Origin of the sequence: Vibrio sp. D431a, from assembly GCF_030248655.1 — a bacterium.
GTDB lineage: Bacteria > Pseudomonadota > Gammaproteobacteria > Enterobacterales > Vibrionaceae > Vibrio > Vibrio alginolyticus.
In genome coordinates this window covers 1-1,401 of the sequence record NZ_JAHGAP010000084.1, presented here as the reverse complement: position 1 = coordinate 1,401, position 1,401 = coordinate 1, and the positions used below count along the sequence as shown (strand labels likewise).

Here is a 1,401-nt window from a genome sequence, read left to right as displayed (position 1 = left end):
CCTTAATCACTAAATTCAACGCATAGTAAAAATGCCACGCGTTGCGAATCCCTCTTGAGCAGTTTGTTAGTCGCGAGGCACCGAGCGACAATTTTAAGCCGAACTAAACTTTGCGAACAACAAACTTTATGTGCTTTGATGCACTTAAGTCAGGCGTAGTCGCAAAGCAGCTATTCAATGAAACCACTTGGAACAAACAACGCCATAGAAAACGGACTGACAACACCAAAAAGCGTTTTTGGAAAGCCAATCTCACAGTGCGGACTTTCAACAAAGTCACTGAAACCACGTGGAACTTACAACACCAGAGAAAACGTCCTTTCAGCAAGTAAATAAGCTTTTAAACCAACAAACTCACCGAGCAGATTCGCAACCAAAAACAGATTTTCGATTGCCCCGCCCTATCACCACCAAAGAACGAAACAACCGCTTGGAAAATAGCAATGCATTGACTTAGAACCGATGAAACTGAGCTTTGACCGTCGAAAATGGAACTATGAATCAAACAACCAGTAGCCAAGTTTTGAGCTTAGAAACATGATTTTGACTGCTAGCTTTTTCTGGCGACTAACGCCCAATTAAGGTGTGAAGCACGCGACCACGAAACTCAATTTAAACACCTTAATCACTAAACCTGACTCAAACCGAAAATGCCAAGCGTGCTGAATCACTCTTAAATTGTTTGTTAGGCATTTTCCGTCGTTTCACGCCAGAGCTCATTAACCACACTAGTCATAGCGTCAATAATTTCAAAGATATACACCTGTGTAACTTCAAGGTGGACTCTAGCAAATTGATGCGAATTTAAATTGAGGTTTTTGGCAACAATTCTAAATTGCTTACTATGCAGCTCCTTGTCTAAGTGCCCAGCATTGTGAGCAATGATGTTCCTGATATCTCTTGCTTCGACGACTTTACCCCAAGAGACAGTGCCAGTAGGAACTTCAATTTTGGCGACTTTACGTAGATAGTTTTTTGCTCGCTCAATACCTGAGCCACTGTAATCTTTTAAAGTACAATTTAAACCTTTTTCAAAATGAAAGCTGTGGCACAGCTGATTAAGATAATCTTCAAAAAGCGATACCAACATGAGCAAAAACGATTGTTTCTGGTATTGAGGAAATACTTCTTGGAAATGCGCACCTAAATCATTGCGATACTTGTACCTATCCCAACAAACGGACTCGTTCATTTCTATATCAGATTCGTTGTACGTAGTTAATTCTTCACGCCAATGGCGTTCTGATAGCTCGACAAAGATCCGAAATTTCTCTAAGTCAGACAAAAAATACAACGACACTTGATCGGATTTCTGCATTTTACCTCCTGATGCCTAACGCCCTGTTAAGGTGTGAGCAACGCAATACCGAAGCCGCCGCATAGCACCTTAAACACTAAACG

General features: G+C 41.2%; 1 protein-coding gene. It reads right to left on the bottom strand.

Annotated features, from left to right (window positions below):
* Nucleotides 1–685: 685 nt before the first annotated feature.
* The gene (locus KJB35_RS28050) at nt 686–1,318 is read right to left on the bottom strand and encodes a hypothetical protein (protein ID WP_021453277.1); all 633 of its coding nucleotides are present in this window, start codon (nt 1,316–1,318) and stop codon (nt 686–688) included.
* Nucleotides 1,319–1,401 lie beyond the last annotated feature (83 nt).

What these genes read in the sequence shown, in the direction of transcription:
- KJB35_RS28050 (WP_021453277.1), bottom strand. Translation starts at nt 1,318, where the DNA reads ATGCAGAAATCCGATCAAGTGTCGTTGTATTTTTTGTCTGACTTAGAG.